21 protein-coding genes are annotated in these 24,725 nt (G+C 48.7%); 17 read left to right on the top strand and 4 right to left on the bottom strand.

Features of this window, described 5'->3' with window-relative positions:
* Positions 1–107 precede the first annotated feature (107 nt).
* From HOJ08_02685 to HOJ08_02655, 7 genes are all read left to right on the top strand, one after another.
* Complete coding sequence (locus HOJ08_02685; GenBank protein ID MBT5672345.1) at positions 108–2,162, top strand: bifunctional aldolase/short-chain dehydrogenase; 2,055 nt, start codon at positions 108–110, stop codon at positions 2,160–2,162.
* A gap of 107 nt (positions 2,163–2,269) precedes the next feature.
* Positions 2,270–3,217, top strand: coding sequence for a flippase-like domain-containing protein (locus HOJ08_02680; protein MBT5672344.1), 948 nt, complete (start codon positions 2,270–2,272; stop codon positions 3,215–3,217).
* 235 nt (positions 3,218–3,452) lie between these two features.
* Positions 3,453–4,304 (top strand): 2OG-Fe(II) oxygenase, encoded by an 852-nt coding sequence (locus HOJ08_02675; protein MBT5672343.1) that lies wholly within the window; start codon positions 3,453–3,455, stop codon positions 4,302–4,304.
* A 292-nt stretch (positions 4,305–4,596) separates the two neighbouring features.
* Positions 4,597–6,171 carry a B12-binding domain-containing radical SAM protein gene (locus HOJ08_02670; protein ID MBT5672342.1) on the top strand — a complete coding sequence of 525 codons (1,575 nt, stop codon included), beginning with the start codon at positions 4,597–4,599 and terminating at the stop codon, positions 6,169–6,171.
* Between the two features lie 120 nt (positions 6,172–6,291).
* Positions 6,292–7,812, top strand: a complete 1,521-nt coding sequence (locus HOJ08_02665; protein ID MBT5672341.1) for a B12-binding domain-containing radical SAM protein — start codon at positions 6,292–6,294, stop codon at positions 7,810–7,812.
* Positions 7,813–8,148: 336 nt separating this feature from the next.
* Positions 8,149–9,021, top strand: coding sequence for a radical SAM protein (locus HOJ08_02660; GenBank protein MBT5672340.1), 873 nt, complete (start codon positions 8,149–8,151; stop codon positions 9,019–9,021).
* 122 nt (positions 9,022–9,143) lie between these two features.
* Positions 9,144–10,157, top strand: coding sequence for a glycosyltransferase family 2 protein (locus HOJ08_02655; GenBank protein MBT5672339.1), 1,014 nt, complete (start codon positions 9,144–9,146; stop codon positions 10,155–10,157).
* A gap of 51 nt (positions 10,158–10,208) precedes the next feature.
* On the opposite strand, the gene HOJ08_02650 is transcribed toward HOJ08_02655, so the two are convergent.
* Positions 10,209–12,389: a hypothetical protein gene (locus HOJ08_02650; protein ID MBT5672338.1), complete on the bottom strand. Its 2,181-nt coding sequence runs from the start codon at positions 12,387–12,389 to the stop codon at positions 10,209–10,211.
* A 252-nt stretch (positions 12,390–12,641) separates the two neighbouring features.
* Between HOJ08_02650 and HOJ08_02645 the strand changes: the two genes are divergently transcribed.
* The 3 genes from HOJ08_02645 to HOJ08_02635 are packed head-to-tail and all read left to right on the top strand — an operon-like array spanning position 12,642 to position 14,550.
* The gene (locus HOJ08_02645) at positions 12,642–13,262 is read left to right on the top strand and encodes an SIS domain-containing protein (protein ID MBT5672337.1); all 621 of its coding nucleotides are present in this window, start codon (positions 12,642–12,644) and stop codon (positions 13,260–13,262) included.
* 44 nt (positions 13,263–13,306) lie between these two features.
* Positions 13,307–13,858 (top strand): HAD family hydrolase, encoded by a 552-nt coding sequence (locus HOJ08_02640; GenBank protein ID MBT5672336.1) that lies wholly within the window; start codon positions 13,307–13,309, stop codon positions 13,856–13,858.
* Positions 13,859–13,872: 14 nt separating this feature from the next.
* Positions 13,873–14,550, top strand: coding sequence for a class I SAM-dependent methyltransferase (locus HOJ08_02635; GenBank protein MBT5672335.1), 678 nt, complete (start codon positions 13,873–13,875; stop codon positions 14,548–14,550).
* Positions 14,551–14,565: 15 nt separating this feature from the next.
* Here the strand turns inward: HOJ08_02635 and HOJ08_02630 are convergent, their stop codons facing one another.
* From HOJ08_02630 to HOJ08_02620, 3 genes are all read right to left on the bottom strand, one after another.
* Positions 14,566–15,366, bottom strand: a complete 801-nt coding sequence (locus HOJ08_02630) for an ABC transporter ATP-binding protein (GenBank protein MBT5672334.1) — start codon at positions 15,364–15,366, stop codon at positions 14,566–14,568.
* 8 nt (positions 15,367–15,374) lie between these two features.
* On the bottom strand, positions 15,375–16,178 hold the full coding sequence (locus HOJ08_02625; GenBank protein MBT5672333.1) for an ABC transporter permease: 804 nt from the start codon (positions 16,176–16,178) through the stop codon (positions 15,375–15,377).
* Positions 16,179–16,326: 148 nt separating this feature from the next.
* Entirely contained in the window at positions 16,327–17,385 is a 1,059-nt protein-coding gene (locus HOJ08_02620) for a hypothetical protein (GenBank protein MBT5672332.1), read from the bottom strand.
* A 133-nt stretch (positions 17,386–17,518) separates the two neighbouring features.
* On the opposite strand from HOJ08_02620, the gene HOJ08_02615 reads away from it, so the two are divergent.
* The 7 genes from HOJ08_02615 (at position 17,519) to HOJ08_02585 (ending at position 24,715) form a co-directional block, all read left to right on the top strand.
* On the top strand, positions 17,519–18,484 hold the full coding sequence (locus HOJ08_02615) for an NAD-dependent epimerase/dehydratase family protein (protein ID MBT5672331.1): 966 nt from the start codon (positions 17,519–17,521) through the stop codon (positions 18,482–18,484).
* Complete coding sequence (locus tag HOJ08_02610; GenBank protein MBT5672330.1) at positions 18,481–19,776, top strand: nucleotide sugar dehydrogenase; 1,296 nt, start codon at positions 18,481–18,483, stop codon at positions 19,774–19,776. The genes HOJ08_02615 and HOJ08_02610 overlap by 4 nt, the downstream gene beginning before the upstream one ends.
* A gap of 77 nt (positions 19,777–19,853) precedes the next feature.
* Positions 19,854–20,678, top strand: a complete 825-nt coding sequence (locus tag HOJ08_02605) for an SDR family oxidoreductase (GenBank protein ID MBT5672329.1) — start codon at positions 19,854–19,856, stop codon at positions 20,676–20,678.
* Positions 20,678–21,652, top strand: a complete 975-nt coding sequence (locus HOJ08_02600) for a Gfo/Idh/MocA family oxidoreductase (protein MBT5672328.1) — start codon at positions 20,678–20,680, stop codon at positions 21,650–21,652. Before HOJ08_02605 ends, HOJ08_02600 begins: the two co-directional genes overlap by 1 nt.
* Positions 21,649–22,629 (top strand): galactokinase, encoded by a 981-nt coding sequence (locus HOJ08_02595; GenBank protein ID MBT5672327.1) that lies wholly within the window; start codon positions 21,649–21,651, stop codon positions 22,627–22,629. The genes HOJ08_02600 and HOJ08_02595 overlap by 4 nt, the downstream gene beginning before the upstream one ends.
* 19 nt (positions 22,630–22,648) lie before the next feature.
* Positions 22,649–23,347, top strand: a complete 699-nt coding sequence (locus HOJ08_02590; protein ID MBT5672326.1) for an NTP transferase domain-containing protein — start codon at positions 22,649–22,651, stop codon at positions 23,345–23,347.
* A 12-nt stretch (positions 23,348–23,359) separates the two neighbouring features.
* The gene (locus tag HOJ08_02585) at positions 23,360–24,715 is read left to right on the top strand and encodes a glycosyltransferase family 1 protein (protein MBT5672325.1); all 1,356 of its coding nucleotides are present in this window, start codon (positions 23,360–23,362) and stop codon (positions 24,713–24,715) included.
* The last annotated feature ends 10 nt before the right edge of the window (positions 24,716–24,725 follow it).

Below are 24,725 nucleotides of genomic sequence, written 5' to 3'. Positions count from 1 at the left end.
CTATCTTTACCTTCTATAGCACCTATAACACCGAGGCTTAACCCGCATCATGGATGTAAAAATGCTGGGGATTGTACTGGGGATTAGTTCCAGATAAGGATTGGCAGATGAAATCAATTTGGTCAGAACGGAAATCACGCGCGTATATCGCACGCTACCATAAAAAAGGCGTGAACAAGGACTTGGCACTCAGGGTCTATACCACGCGCCTTTTAGGGCGTGACCCGGCCTTGGTTCTGCACGGTGGCGGCAATACTTCGGTCAAGACACAGGTCAATGATCGGATGGGCAATCGCGTGGATGTGCTTTGCGTCAAAGGCTCTGGCTGGGATATGGGCGATATTGAGCCCGAGGGCCTGCCTGCGGTTCGCCTTGATGCCATTTTGGACTTGAAAACCCTTGATGCGCTCAGCGATGAGGACATGGTCAATGCCCAACGGTGCGCTCTTTTGGATGCGACCTCGCCAAACCCGTCCGTGGAAACATTGCTTCATGCTTTTTTGCCTCACAAATTTGTAGACCATACCCATTCCACAGCCATTCTTTCAGTTTCCGATCAAAAAAATGGCGTGAAAATATGTCGCGATCTCTATGGCGATCGTATGGGGATCGTTCCCTACATCATGCCGGGCTTTGATTTGGCAAAAAAAGCTGCCGAAGTGTTTGAACAAGACCCAAGTGTTGATGGGTTAATTCTGGATAAGCACGGGATTTTCACGTTTGGGGATACGGCCCGCGAAGCCTATGAACGGATGATCGAAAAGGTGTCCATGGCAGAGGCGCATATCAAGGGCCACCGGAAAAACCGTCTGGTTCCTGCCCGCTTGCCAGCATCGAAGGCGACCGTTGCCGAGGTTGCCCCCATCATACGTGGGTTTCTTGCCGATCAAACAGCCGGGGATGGGGGGTTGATTAAACGCCAAGTCCTCGATTTTAGAACCAGCCCCGCCATCCGTGCTTATGTCGGTGGGCAAAATCTTGCGCGGTATGCCCAGACCGGGGTGGTGACGCCGGATCATACCATCCGCACCAAGAATTGGCCGTTGATCGTGCCAGCTCCGGCCAAGGGTGGGATTGAGGCATTCAGCGTAGGCGTAAAGGGCGCGGTGAATGACTTTGTTAAGCGCTACCACGATTATTTTCGCACGAATAATCGTCGTCTTGGCGGGATCAAAAAAGAACTCGATCCCATGCCGCGCGTCGTACTGGTGCCGGGCCTTGGTTTGTTTGGGGCGGGAGCATCAAAAGGGGCTGCAAAAATTGCCGCCGATATTGCGACCAATACGGTGGGCACCATTTTAGATGCCCAATCCATTGGCCGCTATCACTGTGTTGGCGAAGCGGACATGTTTGATCTTGAATATTGGTCTCTTGAACAGGCCAAACTTGGCAATGCCGTTGAAAAGCCTCTGGCCCGCCATGTGGTTGCGATCACCGGTGGCGCATCGGGTATTGGTCTTGCTACGGCCCGAGCGTTCAAGGCCCAAGGCGCTGAAGTGGCGATCCTGGACTTTAATCAAAAAATGCTGGACCAGGCGGTTAAGGCGACAGGGGCATTTGGTGTGATTTGTGATGTGACCAGCAAGACTTCGGTGAAGGCAGCATTCGGGGCCGTTTGCAAACATTTTGGGGGGCTTGATATTCTGGTTTCCAATGCCGGGCGTGCTTGGCAGGGAAAAATTGGGGACGTCGATGAAAAAGTGCTTCGCGATAGTTTCGAGCTGAATTTCTATGGTCATCAAAGGGTGGCACAGGCCGGCGTTGCCATAATGCGGCAGCAGGGAACCGGTGGCGTGCTTCTTTTCAATACGTCAAAACAAGCCGTTAATCCCGGCGCTGATTTTGGTCCCTATGGACTTCCTAAAGCGGCAACGCTTTTTCTCATGCGCCAATATGCAGTGGACCATGGTGCCGATGGCATTCGATCCAATGCCGTAAATGCGGATCGTATCCGTTCTGGCCTTTTAACCGATGACATGATTAAAACTCGCGCGCGTGCCCGTGGTGTTGATACACGCAACTATATGAGCGGAAATTTACTGGGTCGTGAGGTGAATGCCGATGATGTCGCCAAGGCCTTTGTCGATCTGGCTTGCGCAGAAAAAACCACCGCAGCGGTGTTGACCGTTGATGGTGGCAATATTGCCGCTGCGCTGCGTTAGGTGAGGCCGTGAATAAAAATTTGGAAACTGAAAACCCGCAATCAGGGGATAAAACAGGATCTTTGGGGAAATCTACAACCAGACAGTGGTTGGGGTATTTTTTAAAGATGTTGGTTGCGGGGGGGCTTCTCTTCGCACTTTACAAGCTGGAGATTATCTCTATTTCAGAGATGGCCCGCGCCGTATCAGATCCGGTTAATATCTTTTCTGTTGGTGTTTCTGTCTTCTCCATGAGCCTGGTGACAGTGTATCGCTGGCGGATGCTGCTTGCATCCCAGGGTTTGGTGCTTCCATTTTTTAGCTTGTTTCAAGTCTATTATATAAGCCTTGCCTATACGCCCATTCTTCCCGGCGGCATTGGTGGTGATGCCATGCGCATCGCCTATACGGTACGCCTTTCGTCTGGAAACGAGGTCAAGGCCGTCGTCTCCATTTTTGTTGACCGACTGGCTTCCTTGTCGGGCCTGTTATTGGCATCTTTTATTATGGTAATCCCCTATATTCCCAGAGCCATGGAAGGCAGCACCACCTTGTTGCTTGGGGCATTGTTTCTCGGCGGAGTGGTCTTGGGCAGTACGTTATTTTTTGCATTGGCTTTGAAGTCAAACCGACGCTTTGGGTTGACCGATTGGATGCGCAATCGATTTACGAACCGGCTGGCGCAGTTTGTCATCAGGGGGTTTGATTCCCTTGCAAGCTATCGCGGTCACCCGAAGGTGATTGTAGCAGCCATTTTGCTAAGCACGATCAATCAGCTCTTCGTCATTTTTGCGATTGTGATTATTGCGGCGCGATTGGGGTTTTCCGGGCCGGGCATTACCGATATAGGCATTGCGACAACCCTAACCCAGATTGCTAATGTATTGCCTTTGACCCCCGGTGGCATCGGGGTCGGAGAAGCCGCGTTCAATCAGTTGTTAGCAATATTGACGGCTGAAAATGTTGCGCTCGGTTATGGCTCTATATTTTTAACCTATCGGCTTTTGAGCATTATTATGACCCTGCCCGGACTATTGTGTTATCTGATGTTTAGCACCGTGAAGAAGCCGGAATAAACTGGCTCGAATGTTCCGTAAGCGCTAGCTTTAGACAGCCCTTGCAAGGTCATTCAACAATTTGATATTGTGGCATCTGGAGACATTTGTTAGAGAACTTTGCAGCCCTGATTTGTTTTTTTATGCAAATAGATTGCACGGGAAATGGATGGTAAATGCCCCTGAAATTAGCTTCTAAGGTGGGGAAAATCAGAAATTCTCAAAGTTTTTCAAGTGGCTCTTTGGAGACTGCGTTATGAGCCTTGATATTGCGGAACAATTGCTCGCTCAATTGGAACCACAGCTGGATCAGGATAGAGCCAAATACCATGACGAAATCGATATCCCCTATATCGTCTTTGATGAATTTTTGGACAAAGATTTAGCCCAACAAGTTTCCAGCGATTTCCCTCCAATTGGAGATTCCAGATGGGATTTCAATTATCACTTCAATGAAAGAAAGCTGGGCTACAACATAGAGCATGCCTTGCCGCCATCGGTAGATTCTCTTGTTAAAGCATTATCATCAAAAGCATTCGTTGATTATCTGGAAAAGCTAACAAAGATTGACGGGTTAATCCCGGACTACAGTCATAGCAAGGCAATGCATTACGCGCCGTCAGGGGGGTTTATAAATTTACATATGGACCCCAACGTGCATCCGGACGACCGGCATTTGAAACGGCAAGTTAATTTGCTGTTATACCTTAATGAAAATTGGGAAAAATCTTTTGGGGGAGAACTTCAAATTTGGAACAAGCCAGTCACCAAATGTTATGCGAAGGCCCTTCCTATTTTAAACCGGTGCCTTATTTTCAATACAATGAAAGTAATGCACGGATTCCCAGACCCTATTACCTGTCCTGAAAAGGATGGAAGAAAAGCCATTGTCATGTACTATTTTACTAGGGAGGATAAGGAAATCCGGCAAAAAGTGACCGGCTATAAAGCCCGTCCCTCTGATCCACTTTCTGCCAAAATCAATGTATTTAGCGGGAAGGTGTTGCTTCGAATTTTCTATTTTTTAAGGGATCACTTTGGATTAACACAAGAGGTCGCTGGCCGGATAACCAGGTTTGTCGAAAATTTGCGATCCAAAAATAAGTGAGTATTTGCCGCCTTCAAGACTTTGCAGGTGCTGTTTTCGTGGGCCAAATGCGGGCTGTTAAGCCAAATGCGCTGTGGCAATTATCAAATTAGTCGATCGCCCCTGAAAAGTCCCATTTTTCGGAATTGGCATGAATACAAATTGTCGGGGCTGTTCTGGATATTTATGAATAAGGGCATTAGATTGGTGTGGTTGTGGTGAATCCATCTTTGTGATATTAGGTATTAGAACTATTCTATTTTTATTTTAGCATCTGGAATGCGGGTGCTCTAATTTTGAGGCAGGTATTTATATGAAAATTGCTTTCGTGTCCATTGATGCTGGTATCATCGCTGTCGGATTTCGGAAAATGGCTTCTTTAATAAGAAGTGTCCATCCTGACACGGAAATTTCTTATATCGTGCCGACCAACCAAATGTCAGTCATGTCTTTTCTGAAAGGCAGATGCACATCTGAAATTGAAGACGCAGATATGGATCGCATGGCCAAACATTATGCCGAGTTCGACATAGTAGCCAGTTCCTCCATGACCCCGTATGCGGAATTGAACAAAGACCTGTTTGCACGCATTAAAAAAATCAATCCAAATGTATTTATAATTTGGGGCGGGATCCATCCAATTGTTGATTCTGAAGATGCCATAAAACACGCTGATGCTATTTGTATCGGTGAAGGCGAAATTGCCTTTAGCCAATTTCTTACCGCATACAACGCCGGTGAAGACTTTACACAAACAAAGAATTTCTGGTTCCACAAAGATGATCAGATTGTTCGTAACGGATTTCTACCCCTGCAGACAGCAAGCGATTTTGAAAGTTTCCCAATCCCTTGCTATGCCGATAATGAGATCATTTTTAAAAATGGCCGGGGGTTTGTCCCATTGGACAATGACGAGTATCTCAAACTTAACGGCATTGCATTCCATACAGTTTGGTCGATTGGCTGCCCCTTTACCTGTACGTATTGCAGCAATTCCAAGTTTATTGACAATGATTCAGATTACCGAAAAATCCGCCATTCTTCGGTGGATAGAATTATTGCTGAGATTAAAAATGTTTTGGCCATACACCCCTATATCACTTCCATTACATTTCATGACGATAGCTTTATTGGGCTTCCCCTAGACGTTGTTAAAGAATTCTCAGAGCGGTGGCAGAAGGAAATCAATATCAGTTTCAGTGTCCTTGGCGCCTTGCCTGGTTTAATCAGAAAAGAAAAAGTGGAATTGCTTGTCAAAGCTGGCATGTACCGCATCAAGATGGGCATTCAGAGCCCCAGTGCGCGCATTCTAAAATTCTATAAGCGCCCGGCGACGGTCGCCTCTACGCGAAAGGCGATTGAAATTATTTCAGATTATACATCCTCGATGATTCCCCCAACCTATGATTTGATTTTGGATAACCCGGTCGAAAATCGAGAAGATGTTCTAGAATCACTGCGGTTTATTTATGATATGCCCCGGCCCTTTACGCTGAATATTTTCTCTCTCAGGCTCATGCCGAATACTGAACTTGCCAACCAATTAAAGGCACTTGATATCACCCATCCGACCATTGAGGAACTCAGCTACACGTTGGTGAAGCCCTCATTCGCCAACATTTTGGTCTACGCAATCGATATCGTGCGTCCGCCACGCAAATTTTTTGAATTCCTGTTGAAATACGTGAAACCCTACAGCGAACCACAAGGGGAATATCCGACGGCTCTATTTTTGATTAGAACCCTTTATATGGTCAAAAGGGGGCTTAACCATCTCCGTTTCCTGGATTTTTCGTATTTTCCGGGCTTCATGGGTGCCATTGGCTATTGGTTTGCAAAGGCAGGCATCCTGCGTTTCTGGCATCTCCATGTTCTTAAATTCAGATAAGTTATAAAAAAAGACGGCAAAGGCAATTTATTGTTTGTGGGTATAAACGGCATGGTTTGAAGGGTTTGGTCCCGTTAATTTTGAATATTTAAGTGCTGATTTGTAGTAAAAGGTCACTATATGAAAATACTGTTTGTTGTTGCCGATATATATTTTTCTGAACCCCTTGGCGTTATGATTCTTAGTGCTGTGTGCAAGCAGGCTGGGCATCAGACACGACTTGCCGTCATTGCGCGTTCAGATATGGAAGAAATTCTCGATGATTTTCTTCCGGATGTTGTCGCCTATAGCACCATGACATCTGATGAAACATCTTTCATCAATGCCAACGATACAATCATGGCCTGGGCGGCCGATCGCAATCATTCCCTGATACGGGTCATGGGTGGTCCGCACCCCACCTACTTCCCCGAGGTCATTTATAAACTGAACCTTGACGCTGTCTGCGCCGGCGACGGCGAACGGGCCATACTTTCCTTGATTGATGCGTTTGCTGCGGGGGACGATCCTTCTGGTATTCCCAATGTCACCACGCAAAGCACGCCCATGGGGGCGAAGGAAATCGTTGAGAATATGAACGAAGTTCCCTTTGCCGATAGGGAGATGTTCTACGAAGCGGCCCCGGATATGCTTGAGCACGGCATTCGATCTATTTTGACCATGAAGGGGTGCCCCTATAAGTGCACCTATTGCTTTAATCATGCCTTTAACAAGATGTTCAAGGGTGAGGGAAGAAAATTGCTGCGTCGCCGTTCGGTCAGCAACGTTATCGATGAGATTAATAGTCTGGTCGTTAATGTTCCCGAAGTTCGCTTTATTCGCTTCGCCGATGATGTTTTCGTCATCAAGCAAGATGAATGGTTCGAAGAATTCTGTGAGCGCTATCCCAAAGAAGTTGGCATCCCTTTTTATTGCCTGATCAGGGCAAATTCGTTTTCTGAAGATGTGGCGCGTCTCCTTAAAAAGGCTGGCTGTGTCTCCGTCTGTATGTCGGTTGAGGCCGGAAGTGCACATGTCCGCAACACAGTTTTAAAGCGCAACATGTCTGATGAGGTATTGATTTCCGCGTTCACCGCTGCCCGCGACAATGGAATCAATATTTGGGGCACGGCAATTCTCGCTATTCCCGGGACCAAGATTGAGGATGATTTTGAATCGGTCGATTTTGCCCGGAAACTTCGAATTGCGTACCCGGCATTTACGATCTTCGCACCGTTTCCGGGGACAGAATTGACCGATCGTTCCATTGAATTGGGATTGTTGGACAAGGATTTCGATTACGGCCTGACGTCGTTGACCAATCACTCGGTTCTTACGGGATATACCCAAGAAGAAAAAAACATACAGCTCAATCTGTTCTATCTGGCGCCACTATATTGCCTTTTCCCGGATTTTTTGTTCAAGTCATTGCCTTTCTTCGCCCGGCAATTTTGGTTGTCGCCTTTCTATAAGTTTGCTGGAGGATTGTTCACGGCATTTCTATTAGGGACCAGAATTTTTCCCGGCGCCCGTCCACGGGGATTCCGCTCGCTGGTCAAAGCGATCATGCTGCACTTGTCCTATCTGGCCGGAAGCGAGCAGCCTCATCGCCGCAAGATCGGCTTGGACATTATCGAAAAGGACACGACTCAGACAACGTGAAGGCCGGTGCCATCTGTCAACAGGAATTGAAACACGCCCGCCCAATCCTTGTCGCGCTGTTGCTGTTCGCCTTGCCACGATGAATGTCCGTTGGCATATTAAAAATATAAGAAGATTCCGTGAGGCTTGGCAAAAATACAATTGCCTCTAATCTTGTTAATTAGGGACAATGAATTAAGTATGAGCAACATAACCAACAAATATACGGGATTAAGAACCCTGATCGTTATCCGATTGCTGTTGGGGGGAAAGTTATCCGTTCTCAAAATCTGGAATGCTGTGGTGTGCTACGCAAGTTTATTCTTGCGCCGTACAAAATCTGGAAAATCCCCATTTTTGATCAATTTTGAATTATGGAATGAATGCAATGAGAGTTGCGTTTTTTGTCGATCTGAAAGTGATGATATCTTCGATTGCAATCCGGATGGCGTGGGTGCACCAATTCCGAAGGGCAAGCTTGATTATCAATCCTATCTAAAAATATTGGACAGTTTTGCCAATCGTTTAATGATGGCCATTCCTTACATTAACGGCGAGCCGTTAATGTCTAAAGATATTTACAAAGCCATACAGGCAGCAACAGATCGCAAGATTGGGACGTTAATCGCATCCAACGGTATTTTGCTTAACGAGGCCAATAGTCGAAAACTGTTGGCATCCGGTTTGGATCTTCTGAAAGTGCATATCAGCGGCTTTACCGCCCCGGTGCATTCCATTCAGCACCGCAAGGGAGACGTTGAAAGGATCAAGAACAACTTGATCCGGTTTATGGATTTGCGCCGCGAATTAGGGGCCAAAACCATCGTTATGCTGGATTATATTGGTTATGAGCATAACCACCACGAGATAGATGCCGCCCGTAAATTTGCATTTGAACACGATATGCTTTTCAGTATCCGCCCTGGAAACCCACGGGGCATGGAAGAAACAGAACCGCTTCAAACGACGGGCCCGTTGCCGGTTGATATCCCCTGTGATTGGCTGTGGACGGTTTTGACAATCGACTGGAATGGGGCTGTTTACCCATGCTGCGATCATGTTGTCTGGAGCGGTGCTGCCAGCTATGGCATGGCAGGTCAGGATGATGTGTCAATGATGTGGAATGGCGAGGATGCTGTAAACATGCGTAAAACACACCTAACCCAAGGGCGAACGGCCATCCCAATTTGCTCGCAATGTCCCCGTCAGGGTGCCAAGTTCAAATTTTGACTGGTCCAAATATCAATAATTGCCGTATTGTTTGCCCATTGAACCGAATGTCATTGTCGTGACCCATTTGCCGCCTGAATAATGCGGATGCGGGATTCATGAATAAGGGAGAAGTTGGCGGTATGCCAGAAAGCACAAACCCTGTCCTCTCTACAAAACCTTCCCTTTCAGTTGTTTTGTCATTCTACAACGAAGTAGAAACCATTCCTGAGCTGGTCTCTAGGTTGCGTGGTGCCCTGCGCCCCGAGATTGAGGCCGGCCATATCAGTGGCTATGAACTGATTTTTGTAAACGATGCGTCCAATGACGGCTCAGAACAGCTTCTGAAAGAATTGGGAGATGGAGGCAATGACATCAAAATTTTGACGATGTCTCGAAATTTTGGTGTTTCACCGTGTGTTCTTGCCGGTATTGAATGCGCCTCAGGCGACCTGGTCGTTTATATGGATGCCGATCTTCAGGACCCACCCGAATTGATCCCGGATATGGTTGCAATGTGGCATGACAACAAGAAGCTGGACGTGATCAACACCGTACGAACCAGCCGCAGCGGAGAAAGCCGTTTCAAGTTGTTTATAACGCGGATTGGCTACTCGGTCCTCAAGGCAACGACAAATGTTGATTTTATTGTCGAGGCCGGTGATTTCAAAATGCTGTCCCGTCGGCTGGCAGATCACCTGGGGAATATGAAAGAGAAACTGCCCTTTGTGCGCGGGATGGTCTATTGGCTTGGGTTCAATCAGGCCTCACTGGAATACAACCGCGAAAGCCGTAAGGGTGGCGAGACAAAGTTTAAAATCACCAATCCAAAGACCATCCATAATTTCTTGTTCTCGGCCCTGATCTCTTTTTCTACGGCGCCGCTCATTCTCTCGATTGCCCTTGGGCTCCTTACTTCGCTTTTCGCTTTTTTCTTTCTGACATGGGTTATCATTCAGTGGTTCATCGTCAAGGATGTAACCTTGGGCTGGACGACGATTGTATCGCTGATGCTCTTTCTGGGGGGCATTCAATTGTTAACCATTGGGATCAATGGTCTTTACATCAACTCCATCTACCTTGAAACCAAGCAACGGCCAAATTACATCGTGCAGAGACACTATGGTTTCGACGAAGGGACGCCAACAGACGACTGAGTTAGCTGCTCCCTGAGAAAGTTTTGAGCCCACTGTAAGGCTAAACAAACGTCAATGACGGGTATTGGCACCCTGCATGTCCAACCGCTTTAATTCCTCTACATCATCCATGCGGCACATAAAGTTCCCCGGGCCGAAAACCATCCGCAGGTTGGCATCAAGTTTTCCCGAAAAGAGTATCCCCATCTGCATGACATTGGCGCGGAAAATCTTGGCCTTGTCCGCACCTTGGGCGCGCCAGCAATGGCTGAACTGAACCGGTAGAACCAGAATTGATGTACCAGTGCTTGAGGCCCGTATACGCAGGCCGTCCTTTTCCACGTTCATCAGGGCTGATCGTGCGACGACGAGGGGGGTTCCCCCACTTGGGTCGCGTTCACTCACCACCGTTTTGCGGCCATCGAAGGATGGTGCCTTTAACCATTTAATAGCTGTCGGGATGTCATGGGCCAGCAATATTTTGGTCGGCGAATAGTTCCCGAGGTTAGGCATTTCCAATTCCACCAGACGCAAGGGTTCGGTTCCGGAAAATATAGGCGGTTTTCCGTTGAGGGGAATGCGTATCCGTTCTGTGCCAATGTCCAGTTCGTGATCGGAAATCAGGTAACGCACCCCCCATAATGCGAGCATTTTTTCGTTGGGCACTGTCATGGTTGCGTGGGTGCGCGAATGGATATCCATTGGCCGGGACAGGAATGATCTAAGCAAAACAAAATACGTCGGTGATACAAGGGATGTGAAGGTTTGTAGCGTCGGGATGTTGTGGCGCCAAAGGCCCACCGTCCGGTGGTCTTTGCCCGTCAGCAACCATGTTTGATAGTCCTGATACGATAGAGATGGCCAGCTCGCCGGTTCGTCGTTTTGGTATCCGGTGAATGTGGCTTCTGTCCCACGGAAAGCGCGCCCGGGAGCAATGGCGATTTCGCGGCGCAAATAATCTGTGATGGGCGATGGCGAAAGCGGTTTCCACATGGCGATGGGGCAGGCCCCCGTAGCCCCGATATTCATGGTGCCAATGCCGATGCTCCCGGCCAATACAAGGGCGACCGGCATATGCTTGCTTGCCGTTACAACCAGAGATTTTCCGGCGGTTTTTCGGGCGATCGCGGAAAATGCGGCGTCGGATACTTCATAAAGGAATTTGGCGGAAAATATCGTGTATACGGGCCAAAGGAAGAGTTCAAAATAAACGGGTGATGGTCCTTTGTATTGCAAAACAACAGCCACGAAATACCCAATTGCTTGAAAGGCGATGAACATACCCAGAAAGGTGAGGGCGAAATGTCGGGCCCGGCCGGTATCATTGATGGCTGAGCGCACGCCACCGATCACGGCCATGGCAATGAGGATTGGGCCGGCGTAAAAAGCTTTGGAGCCGTATAAAATGGAAATGAACGTGAGGGGGCGGTCTTGAACGAATTCATCGGGAAAAAATGCGTAAACCGTGTGCAAGCTGGCGATATAGATGTAAGGCAGGATGCCTGATAGCACCAATACGCACACCACCACCACCCCGGCACCGATTATGGTCCACCTGTGTTTTCGATCCTTATTGAGGAAGATCGCGGAAAATCCAAAAACGGCCAAGGTTGCTCCCATCAATAACGCATAAGGAAGCGTCGCCAGAAAGGCCAGAACCAGGGATACGATGAGCAGGGTCAGGACGGCTATGGAACGTGTCGGGCGTTCCGGGTCCAGCGACCAGAGACACCATAGCGAGACATAACACAGAAACAAGAGCTGCCCGAATTGCGGGTTGAGCTGGATGAATTCAATCAGAAACGTCGACGACAGCGGCTTCCAGGAAAAAATGGGAAAAATCAGGACGATCGTCAGAATTGCCGCCAGCAGAGACACTCTACGTTCGCAAGATGCTTTGCGAGCGAACAAATAGACCGCACCCGCAATCAGGGTGGCGATGATGGTATAGGCGCCGAACACATAGCCCGTCGTTTGGCGGGGCAAGCCCAAGAGCGCATTGGGAATGAAGTAGTCGAAGTTGGTCGGAAAATAGAGATCGAACATACCCTGCATGGGGTCCGACATGTTCCATGAGAAAAGCGATTTGAACTCGGATTGATATTTTGCATAGATCTGCAGGATGGCGCCATCAAAGCCGAAATACATGCACGGTGTATTGGACCACAAAAGGGTCACGGCGATGGCTGCGAATGCTGCCCATGCGATCAACAGGGCGCGGTCTGACATTGGATTTTTAGCGATGTAAGTCATGACTGGCTTTCCAACTGATCCTTATTCATAAGGGGTATCTGTTCGGATTATGATCATGTTTGACCGGCTTGCAAACTTGTTTGGCGTGAGTCCGTTTAGCCGGGTGGCCTTCTCCCTGGGTGGGGCTAAATTTAAAACTGACTGGACAAGAAAGCATTTCTGATTGAATAGTGTGGAATTGGTGAAATCTTCTGGTGATCTCGTGTGATTGGTTGCCGTTCTCTAAAGTTTCTATTTAATGGATAAAATATCATGACATTTCCTGAAAAAACTTATGGCTCTGTCGAAGACTACACATCGGATTATTTTGATAAATGCGCCCAGGCTGCCCGATCTGTATCGGGGGAGGCGCTGGATAAGGCCATGAAAATTCTGGAAACGGCATATCTGGGGGGGCACTGGGTTTATGCCTGTGGCAATGGTGGGTCGGCTTCTATTGCGGATCATTTGACCTGTGATCATGGAAAATGTGTGCGCACAGATACGCCCCTGATGCCCCGGGTCATGAGCCTGACAGCCAATGTTGCGATGTTGACAGCGATTGCCAACGACATTTCCTATGAAGATGTTTACGTGTACCAATTGCAGGGGATTGCCCAGGCAGGGGACGTGTTGGTGACGATTTCTTCATCGGGGGATTCTGAAAATATTGTCAGGGCTCTTTCCTGGGCACGGGATAATGGGGTTCATACCATTGCCATGTCCGGCTTTGATGGGGGGCGGAGCAAAGACCTTGCCGATGTTGCCCTGCATGTGGATGGCGATAATTATGGCATTATAGAAGATGTGCATCAGGGGTTGATGCACGCATTGTCTCAATATATTCGCCAAGTCCATATGGACCCTGCGTTGATAACAGAGCGTAAATTCTAGTCTATCTGGGGGCCAGTTAAATTGGTGATGGGGGCATGACAACGATGAAACGCCAAGCCGTATTTCTTGATCGCGATGGTGTTCTAAATCGTAGTTTGGTGCGCGATGGGATGCCTTTTGCGCCGGTATGTCTTGAAGATTTTGAGATGCTTCCAGGTGCATGTGACGCAGTCGCCCGACTGCGCGATGCGGGGTATTTGACCATTGTGGTTACCAATCAGCCCGATCTGAGCTCTGGCAAGCAAAATTCGGAGACATTACATGCCATTCACGACCATTTGCGCGAGAAAACCGGGGTAGATGACATTCTTGTGTGCCCCCATCTGGATGCAGACGGGTGCGATTGCCGAAAGCCAAAGCCCGGCATGTTGCATGGGGCTGCCCGGAAATGGGACATTGATCTTGCGCGTTCGATGATGGTGGGAGACCGATGGCGTGATATTGGTGCGGGGCAAGCTGCAGGTTGCGCTACCGTATTTATCGAATATGGTTATGCAGAAGATGCGCCATCGAACCCCGATTGTGTCGGGGCGTCCCTTGACGAAGTGGTGCCCTTTATTTTGAAAGAATTGAAACGCCGTAGCGGCGGTCAGTAACAGGCAGAAAATTCATGGTTTCGAAAACAAGAGAAGACCAATATCAGAAACTGATCCGTTACCGCGAAGAACACGGTCTTGAATCCCTGGGGCTTATGTCCAGCCAGTCGTGGTTTGATGATCCAAAGCGGTTGGCGTTTACCTTGTCGCGTTACAAGTTTGCATCACGCATGTTGTCGGGGTGCGAAAATGTTTTAGAAGTTGGCTGTGGCGATGCATTTGCCAGCAGGATTGTGCTGCAAGAAGTGGAACGCCTTTCGGTTACAGATTTTGATCCAATTTTCATAGAAGAGATCAAATCCCGTCAGCTTGATGATTGGGCATATCATGAAATATTTACCCACGATCTTTTGCAATCACCGATGCCGGGTCAATATGACGGCATCTATCTTCTGGATGTTTTGGAACATATTGACCCAGAAGATCAGGATGCCTTCCTTAAAAACCTGATTGAAGGGCTTGATCCCCATGGCACGATGATCATCGGCATGCCCAGCCTGGAAAGTCAGGTCCATGCATCGGACATCAGCAAGGCCGGGCACGTCAATTGCCAGTCCCTACCTCACTTGCGCGAAGAGATGGGACATTTGTTCCACAATGTTTATATGTTTTCTATGAACGATGAAGTGGTGCACACAGGGTTTCATAAAATGGCCCATTATATTTTTGCTTTGTGCAGCAGTAAAAAATAACACCCCGCCAGTTTATTAGTCGACTGTCCCCTCACCACTTTCATAGCGTTTGGCAATCTCTTCAATGGGGCCAAAGGCCAAAATATTGCCGTGTTGCATCAGCATTCCCTTGTTGCACCATTGTCGAACCATGCCCATGTTGTGACTGGCGATAACCAGTATCCCCGTATCTTCAATAAAATTTTTGAGTCTTTGTTGGGCACGTTCGAAAAAAGCATCATCCCCGGCACCGATCATTTCATCAAGAACAAGAATCTCAGGCTTGATTGCCGTTGATACGCCGAAAGCCAGACGAACCATCATGCCAGTTGAATAGGTGCGAATGGGCATATGCAGATAGTTACCAAGTTCCGTGAATTCGGCAATTTCATCAATGGTCTCCTCTATCTGCGTCGAGCTCATATCCAGCATGCGGCCTCGCAATGCGATGTTTTCAATACCTGTGGCATCGGTATCCATGCCAAATTGAATGTCAAACAAGGGGGTGACATGGCCTTCAATGGTAATCTCTCCGTCCATGGGCTCATATATTCCGGCAATGGCTCGCAGCAGGGTGGTTTTGCCTGAACCATTATGCCCCAGCAGGCCGACCCGGTCGCCTTCCTGAATATCGAAGCTAATGCCATTCAGAGCAGTGATGGTGGTGCGCCCAGAGGCCTCCTGGGTAATGTCCCCACCCACAGAATGTTTTCTTTTCAGGGCCTGATCAAGATTTCTTGCAATCTGTCCCAGTCCAAACTGATGGCGTAAAGAACGCTTGTACGAATCGTATATGGGATATTCAATTCGGAGTTGATTTGCAGAAATAGAGAACATGGTGAAACCTACAGCCAGTAAACGATGCGTTTGCGGAATCGGGAAAAGAAGTAAAGAGCAAAGGTCCAGCCAACAACAGTTATGGCGCTAACAATGATCCAGCTCATCATTGGGGGGGCTTGCCCCAGAAGTGGGTCACGGACCAAGGCAAGAAGGTGGGTGAAGGGGTTAAAATTCAGAAGGTATTGTTTGTCACGAAGCAGGGATGGGAAATACATAATCGGGGTCAGCCAGAAAAGTGCCGTGAACATGTTTCCAACGATCATTGGAAAGTCACGGTAGCGGACTGATATTACTGCAAACACCATGGCAACCCAGGATAGGCAAAGAATCACCAGCAACAAGCCCAGGGGCAATAACAATAAAACTGCCTTGTGCGGAACCACTCCAAAGATGAATGCGATTACGATATAAATAACAAAGTTGTGGGCAAGAATGATTACATTGCGCCACACCGTTTCTGCAACATAGAGAGAAAGCGGACGTTTGACCTGCATAATGAAACTGGCAGCGCCTAGAAACGCACTTGCACCTTCATTTATAATCCCCTGCATCAAGCCCCAGAACACCAGCCCGGCTGATAGAAAAGGCAGTAATTTTTGCAAAGGGGTGTGGAACAGTGTCGAAAAAAGCACCCCGATGACCAGCATATGGATGGCCATGGAGATGGTGAGCCAAAGGGGGCCGAGGGTTGAGCGTCGATAACGTTGTTTGATGTTATTCCATGCCAGATGGTGCCATAGAGCCCACTGGGTGAACATGCTCTTCAGGTCATCATATCCATTGGATAGTTCTTCTTGTGTTGGCATCATGAAAAACACTTCCGCTCATGCATGGTTTTGACCACCGTGCATTTAACAGAGATAAGTATCACTTTTTGCAATTTTTGTTCCTGATATCATAAGCATAATAAAACGCGCAGCATCGACCGATGCCAGAGCCTGTAGAGCCTGAATATAGCTATTTCGGTTGAAAGATGAAGCTATAACTTTTTTTTATCCAGTTGGCCCGTTCCGAATTTCCCATTCGCCACATGAACTGGTCCACCCAAAAATGGGCTAGGGTCAAACCAAGGATGATAGAAAGGCCGAAAAGTGGGAATTGGCCGGATTTCCATGCAGGGGCGGTGGTCCAGAGCACGTGTCCGGCCCCACCAAGCGCCAGAAGGGCAAGCGGGGGATAAATGAACCCCCATGATTGCCATCTCGGATTTTTTGGTGCACCGGGGTTTGTGAAGCTGTGTGCTGCCAGAAAAATGATGTACTGAAGCCCGTGGGCAATGGTGAATGATGCCACGGCAATCATGTAATTGTCGGAAATGTACATGGGAAAAAGAAAGGTGATGCTGAGAAAAATTGCCGCACCGTAAAAATACTCACGGGCCCACCATGCCCTGACCATCAGGACCAAAGCCCCACCTGTCAGGGCAATCGCTACATAACCACCGATTTGATGTAGGGTTTTTATTGTCGTTAGAACGGTTTCATTTATGGGCACATTTTCAGGCCCGATCATGAAGCTGGGATAGAGCGCACTAAGAACCCCAAACATGCCGCAAATGGTGCCCATGCGAATAAAGTTTTTTTCAACCTTTGTGATGGATTTTTTACGATGGCCCAGAGAAATAAACGTTGCCACCCCAATATTCTGGGCGCCGAAATGCCAAGTTTGCTGAAGGAAAAGAAGAAAAAGTGCGGGGGTAAAAACCGGATTTCCAGGCACTGAAAAGATTGCCATGCCCAACAGAAGCAGCCCGATGGGCATGGCAATCAACTGTATGGGATGGTCCAGAATGAAGCGCACATTGGTTCGGTCAACCAGCAAATAAAATGTGGTAAAAACATGGGCCGATGCGACAGCGAGAAGAAAATTCACACTTATCGCCAGAATCCCGGGTTGGGTTGCCAGCTTGATCAAGGTAATGGGAAGAATGGTGGCTAGAAGAATGGCAATGGAGAAACCCATAGCCCCGGGGGATACGGGCAGGTTGTTTTTGGGAAGCTGTTCAGTTTGGGACATGGATAATAACTGGCCAATTTAACATTTTAGCTGACGAATTATTGCACATTTAATTCCCGTTGGCCTATAAGTTTTACTACCCTTTCCGGGCATAACCAGAAATGGTGATATTAAATTCTTAGGAAATTTGTCCATGCCTCAATATGCCGTAACCGGGTGCGCCGGATTTATTGGGAGTAATTTGGTCTCCCGCTTGCTCGCCGATGGGCATGAGGTGATCGGGATAGATAATTTTTCTACGGGACGCCGAGAATTCCTTTCTGCGGCAATAAAGAGCCCTGCCTTTACCCTTGTTGAGGGTGATTTGCTGGACACCACTACCATGGATAAGGCATTGAAGGGCCGCTCTGTTTCCATGGTTTTTCATCTGGCGGCGAATGCAGATGTTAGCAGTGGGGTGCTTCATCCGCGACGTGATCTGGAACAAAACACCATTGCGACCCATAACGTGCTTGAGGGGATGCGATCCCATGATGTTTCCCGGATTGTTTTTTCTTCTACGGGGTCAATCTATGGGGAACCAGACGTTTTCCCAACGCCGGAAGATGCGCCTTTTCCCATCCAGACGTCTTTTTATGGTGCATCAAAGCTGGCAGGGGAGGGGTTGATCGCCTCATTCTGTGAGGCTTTTGGTTTTCAGGCATGGATTTACCGGTTTGTTTCGGTATTAGGCGAAGGCTACACCCATGGCCATGTCTTTGATTTTTACAGAAAACTTCAGACGGATCCGAATCGTATCGAAGTGTTGGGGGACGGCAACCAGCAAAAATCCTATATGTATATTGGTGATTGTCTCGATGGCATTTTACTCGGGGTTGAAAAAGGCACCGCACCGGTCAACATTTTTAATCTGGGCCTTGATGACACCATCAAAGTGCATGATTCTCTGGCCCTGATTGTTGACCGTCTGGGGCTGTCGCCGAAGGTGGACTACACCGGTGGAAAACGGGGTTGGGTGGGCGACAGTCCATTGATTCATCTGGACTGTACCCGTATTCGTAAATTGGGTTGGAAGCCTGCACGGTCAATTGACCAGGGGGTACTGTGTACCCTGGACTGGCTTCGCGATAACCCCTGGGTTTTTGAGGGCAGGGAATGAAGGTTTGTGTCTTTGGTCTATGGCATCTTGGTTCGGTCACGGCGGCATGCCTTGCCGATGCCGGCTTTGAAACCGTTGGGTTGGACCCCAATCGCCAAACCATAGAGAGCCTGAATGCTGGAAAACCAACATTGTTTGAGCCAGGCCTTGAAAATTTAGTCGGTGCGGGGTTGGCGACCGGGAAATTATCATTTAGCGATGCCTTGGCCGATGTTGCAAATGCCGATGTGGTCTGGGTCACATTCGATACCCCTGTCGATGATGATGACCGGGCTGACATCGATTTTGTCACGGGCCAAATCATCAGTATTTTTCCGCATTTAAAAGACGGCGCTGTGGTGCTGGTTTCATCGCAGATGCCCGTTGGCACTATGGCTAATATAGAAGCCCGCTTCGCCGAATTATCCGATGATCGAAAAATAAATTTTGCGTGTTCGCCAGAAAATTTGCGCCTTGGCAAAGCCATTGAGGTCTTCCGTAACCAGGAGCGAATCGTTGTTGGTTCGCGTGATGGGGCAGATAAGGCTGTGCTTTCGGAACTATTGGCACCATTTAGCAACACGATTTTGTGGGTGGGGACTGAATCTGCTGAGATCAGCAAACATGCGCTCAATGCCTTTCTTGCCGCCTCTATTACGTTTATGAACGAAGTGGCGATGGTCTGTGAAAAAACCGGGGCAGACGTAAAAGAGGTTGAACGCGCGCTCAGGTCCGAACCCCGCATTGGGAAAAATGCCTATATTCGCCCCGGTGGGGCTTTTGCCGGGGGCACATTGGCCCGGGATGTCACTTTTTTGACTGAACTGGCCCGTACCAATGGATTGCCCCTTGAGATGATCAGCGGGATTCTTGAAAGCAACCGGTTTCACAGTGGTTGGACGTTGCGCCGGGTTTGCGATGTTCTGGGCGATCTTGAAGGCAGGCATATTGCTGTGTTGGGCCTAACCTATAAACCGGGTACAGACACATTACGGCGGTCGCTTTCGGTCAATTTATGCCGGGATATTGCATCTCAGGGCGCGTTGGTCACAGCATTCGACCCAGTGGTATCAGAATTTCCAGAAGCCCCTGAAACTCTTGGCTTGGCGGGGTCCGCCCTGGAAGCTCTGGAGGGGGCTGATGCGCTTCTGGTCATGACAGAATGGCCGGAATTCAAGTCATTGGGGGTTGAGGAATTGATTGTTCGAATGGAAAAACCCTTTATTTTCGATCAAAATGGATTTCTTGGCCATTTGGCCGATGATGATCGTATCAAATACATCACCGTCGGTCGTGTGGCCGGCGACACGTAAGTGGAAATCAATCCGTTGATTATTGGGGGGCTAGGGTGATCTTAGAGGGACGAAAGGCAATCATAACCGGGGGCAGCATGGGCCTTGGGTTGCACATTGCCGAAGTGTTTGTCCGCAATGGGGCATCGGTGATGATTTGTGCCCGCAGTGTGGAAACACTGCAAAAAAGTGAAGAAAAACTCCGTTCCATGGCTGGAGATGGCCAGAAGGTGGTGGCAGTGCCCTGCGATGTGGGACGCGAGGGCGACATTGATTCCCTAGTCGATAAGGCGCTCGATCATTTTTCTCATGTGGATATCCTTGTCAATAATGCCGGTGTTTATGGGCCAATGGGGGCCATCGAAGCGGTTAATTGGGATGAATGGAAGGAAACCTTTGTCACTAATCTTTTCGGCACGGTTTATTTTTGCCGGGCGCTTTTGCCGCATTTTAAATCCCGGGGCTATGGCAAAATTATCAATATTTCTGGCGGAGGCGCGACCAATGCCCTGCCGCGCATCACTGCTTATGGGGCATCGAAGGTTTCAATCGTGCGGATGACAGAATCTTTGGCAGAAGAAGTGGCCGGCAATGGCATCGATATCAACGCCATTGCCCCGGGGGTTCTTGATACACGATTAACCCATCAATTACTGGAAAACGATCCAGAAACTGTGGGGGCCGCGCTTTATGACCGGGTTCAGGAACTGGCTGGCAGCAGCGGCGATGCAATGGATAAAAGTGCCCGACTTTGTGCCTATCTGGGCTCCGCTGAAAGCGATGGTATTTCCGGTAAACTCATTGCTGCCAACTGGGATCCGTGGCCAGATCTAGCACAGCATAAGGGTGAAATAATGGGCAGCGATATATATACATTGCGGCGAATTGTGCCGAAAGACCGTGGACAAGATTGGGGCGATTGATGCGCATTGGGATTGTCGGATGTGGTCTGATCGGCCAGAAACGGGCGGCTTCGGCCCACGAACACGATATTGTCGGGGTCAGTGATCTGGATGCAGCGTGTGCAGAATCTCTGGCCAATCGATATGGCGCAACCGTGTACCCTCAATGGCGTGACCTTTTAGGCGCAGGCCTGGATGCGGTGGTTGTGTGTACCACCCATGAATCCCTTTCCCCGATTGCTCTGGAAGCTGTGAAGACAGGCCTGCATGTCCTGGTGGAAAAACCAGCGGGGCGTAATTCTGCCGAAGTGGCTGCCGTTATGGAAGCCGCACAGACAGCCGGGCGCATTGTGCAGGTGGGCTTTAACCATCGCTTCCATCCGGCTCTGCTTAAGGCAAAAGAACTGGTTGATAGCGGTGAAGTTGGCCCCTTGATGTCTATCCGAGCCCGCTATGGCCACGGTGGGCGCTTGGGCATGGAAAAAGAGTGGCGGTGCCAGCCCGAAATTTCTGGTGGTGGTGAATTGGTCGACCAAGCACCCCATTTGATTGATCTTTCACGGTGGTTTCTGGGTGATCTTGCATTGGATTATGGTCATGCACCTACCCTATTCTGGGAAATGCCTGCCGATGATAATTGCTTTCTGGCATTGAAATCACCAGCAGGCCAGATGGCATGGCTGCATGCGAGCTGGACGGAATGGAAAAATATTTTCAGTTTTGAAATCTTTGGGCGGGTTGGGAAGCTCCATATCGAAGGGCTTGGCGGGAGCTATGGCACTGAACGGCTGACATTATACAAGATGTTGCCTGAAATGGGGCCACCGGAAACAACGATATTGGAATACCCTTTTCCCGATACTTCCTGGGAACGCGAATTTGCCGATTTTTCAAATGCCATTTCAGGCAAGGTCGGTTCGGTCGGGGGAACCATCAGCGATTCTTATGAAGTTTTGAAAATTGTCGACCGTATATATGGTAGGAAAGTAACATGATTATTGCCCGCTCGCCGCTTCGCATCAGCCTGGGAGGGGGAGGCACGGACCTTCCTTCGTATTATCAGGACCATGAAGGATTTCTGATCGCGGCGGCCATTGATAAATACGTTTACATCACCATTCACCAAACCTTCGTTGAGGAAATGATCGTCAAATATGCGGAGTTGGAACGGGTTGAGAGTGCTCAGCACCTGCAACACTCCATTATCCGTGAAGCCTTTGACCTCATGGGGCTTGATGGTCGTTATATGGAAGTGAGCAGCATGGCCGATATTCCCGCAGGCACGGGGCTTGGCTCATCAGGTAGTTTTTGCACGGCGCTGTTAACGGCATTGCATCAATACACCAAAAATCCGGTGGATGCGGAACACGTGGCTGAACAGGCTTGCCATATTGAAATCGAACGTCTTGGGGAACCCATTGGGAAACAGGATCAATACGTTGCATCCTTTGGCGGTGCCAACGGTTACCATTTTTCAAAAGATGGTAAGGTGGAGGTGTGCCCCATCAAGTGCAGCAATGAGACCCTGTATAACCTTGAGGAAAACCTTCTTCTGTTTTTTACCGGTTATTCGCGCAGGGCATCATCAATTTTGGAAATTCAAGACAATCTCAGTCGTTCCAACGACAGGGGGATGATCGACAATCTTCATTATGTGAAACAGCTAGGCAAGGAAAGTCTCGCTGCCATTGAATCAGACAATCTTGCGGATATGGGCCGTATCATGGATGAACATTGGCAGCACAAAAAAAGTCGTGCGCCAAACATGAGCAACACCCAGGTGGACGAATATTACGCCCATGCCTTGAAAAACGGGGCCATGGGCGGAAAACTGGTCGGTGCCGGTGGAGGTGGTTTCTTGATGTTTTATACCGAAGATCGTATGCGTCTACGTTCTGCTATGTCTGATATCGGGCTTAAGGAAGTCAGGTTCCAATTCGATTATGAAGGTTCGAAGGTTATCTCAAGCTGATCGGACAACCATGAAAACAATGCCGCCAATAGTTGTTTTAGCCGGGGGTTTGGGAACCCGGCTTTACCCGATAACTGAAACCGCACCCAAGGCCATGCTTGAGGTTGCGAGTCGGCCTTTTATTGCGCATCAGTTGGCGTTATTTGCGCGCCACGGCATAGAGAAGGCCATTTATTGTGTGGGGCACCTTGGGGAACAGATTGAGTCTTTCGTCGGTGATGGCAGTCGGTTTGGTGTTGATGTCCGTTATTCCTATGATGGGGACCGGCTTCGCGGAACCGGTGGTGCGGTGCGCAACGCCTTGCCCTTGGCAGGCGATGAATTTTTGGTGACCTACGGCGACAGTTATCTGGATATTGCTTACGCTCCTGTGGTCGAAGCCTTTCGCAAATCCGGCACGCCGGCCTTGATGACAGTTTTCAGGAATGATGGTCAATGGGATACCAGCAACGTCGAATACCAGAATGGCAAGATTATCGCATATGAAAAAAAGGCCCTAACACCCAGAATGCAGCATATAGATTATGGATTGTTAGTAATGCATCGTGAGGTTTTTGATGCATGGGAATCAGAAGAACCCCTGGATCTTTCAACGGTTCTGGGGGGGCTGGTTGAGGCAGAAAAACTTTCAGGATTTGAGACGACAACGCGATTTTATGAAATTGGATCGTTGGATGGGATCGCCGATCTTGATGCCCATCTAAATAAAATGAAATAGGGATCACCAGAATTGAATCGCCATAGCCCCAGAATGGTTCGCATCTGCCCGGCACCTCAACACCTTGAGGATTTTAGAGCTGAAGCGGCGCTGGATGTTAAATCATTCGATGACCAGATCGCCTGCCTTCGGAGGGCTAACCTCATGTTGCCCGGAGGCTGGGCCGCAGTGATGGCGCGTGAGGGTTATGATGTCTTTGAGACCATTGCCAATGATGCCAAGCTTCAGGAAACATGGGCGCGAGAAAACAAGATAACACCCGATCCTTCAGGTGTTGATGTGGGTATTGATATTCTGATAGCCCAATTGCAGAATATTCAGCCAGACGTGATTTTTATATATGCTGGCGCCTTTGTCCTGTTGTCGCGGGATGTCAGAGAGAGGATGCGGGCAGTTTGTCATAAAGATGTTTTGATTACGGGTCTGTGGGGGGATGAATTGCCCGCAATTGGAGGCAGTTACACGGCATTTCTGGGCGATCTGGACTTCGTGTTTTGCGCCAACAGCAGTTACGAGAAAAAAATGGTTGAAGCGGGGATTCCCGCACAAGTTCTTGGAAATTGCTTTGACGACACAATCTCTTATACGAAACCCGCGGTCAAAAGCCGGGATCTGATTTTTAGCGGGATGACCGGGTACGGTTATCCCGATCACATCCGGCGCTACGAATTGCTTAAGGTGTTGATGTCGAGAACACCCCTTGAAATTTGGACCAAAGAGCCCCGTATTCCGGTTGTTTCCCTTTTGTTTGGTCGGCCTGTGGTCTGGGTTTTGCGTCGGCTGCCATCGGGAATTCTTCGTGTTTTGAAAACCCTGGCGAGGGGTTTGGGCCTGCACAAGGTCGCTCGTGCAATGGAACTGGGCATCTCTATGAGGCAGAGCAGCGACACCGCAAAAAGAGAAATGGGGGGTCTTTTTCACCCAAAGAAGAACTATTTTATTGGTAAAAAATCGCTTCATAGTTCATATCTTGAACGTGTAAATGGGATGTTGCCTGATTGCAGCGATTATTATTCATTGTTGGCGGGGGCAAGGTTGGTGCTTAACATTCATCGGGATGAAGATGCCGATTTTGGTAATATCCGGTGTTTTGAGGTGACGGGTCTTGGGAGTTGTCTGGTTACGGATCGTGGCACCGAATTGGCTGAATTTTTTGATATTGAAAATGATATTGTGACCTTTGAATCGGCCGATGAATGCGTTGAAAAAGTTCTGCAGCTTCTGAGCCAACCATCTGAGATTAAACGAATTTCTGACAATGGGCGGCGTGCGACGCTGAAGTATCATAGCGTTGCTGCGCGCGGTAAAACCATTGCTGAAACGCTTCAAATGTTGCACAATGCCGCGCATTCTGGGAGAGCGGAATGATTTTTGAGAA

Source organism: Rhodospirillales bacterium (genome assembly GCA_018666775.1).
Lineage (GTDB): Bacteria > Pseudomonadota > Alphaproteobacteria > SMXQ01 > SMXQ01 > JABIXC01.
This window is presented reverse-complemented; position numbering and strand designations above follow the sequence as displayed.